This window comes from Bradyrhizobium sp. NBAIM08 (assembly GCF_020193935.1).
Classification (GTDB): Bacteria; Pseudomonadota; Alphaproteobacteria; order Rhizobiales; family Xanthobacteraceae; genus Bradyrhizobium; species Bradyrhizobium yuanmingense.
Map to the genome: position 1 here is coordinate 1 of NZ_JADYVR010000229.1, position 462 is coordinate 462.

Here is a 462-nt window from a genome sequence, read left to right on the forward strand (position 1 = left end):
AAGTAGCGGTCGGTGCGGATCCAGAACATCTCGCGGTTGCGCGCGACCTGGATCTTGCCCACCATCGGGATGTTGTTCTCGGCGACGCACGCGACGACGCACGCGCTGCAGCCGGTGCAGGCGTTGAGGTCGATGACCATGCCCCACTGGTAGGGCGACTTCTTGACCTCGGGGTCGTTGCGGCGCGCATCGAAGCGTTCGACCCACAGCGACTTGGCGAGGTCGGCCTCCGTGCCCTTCTCGCCATGCATCTGCGCCGCTTTGTCCAGCGGCGACATCTTCGGGGCCCAGCGCGCGTCCTGCTCGTTGGTCTTGCTGTCCGTCTCGCGCACGATCGCGCGGCCGGCCATCGTGCCGTGCTCCTGCGTGCAGACGAGGCTGTAGGTACCGGTGGCCTTGGCCACCTGGGCCCCGGTCAGCAGCCACTGCGAACTCTTCGTGCGCAGCGGGTAGGCGTTGAAG

1 pseudogene is annotated in these 462 nt (G+C 67.1%); it reads right to left on the minus strand.

The features are described 5' to 3' along the window. A pseudogene (locus tag I6F37_RS39250) lies at positions 1-462 on the minus strand (hypothetical protein); the annotation flags it as partial.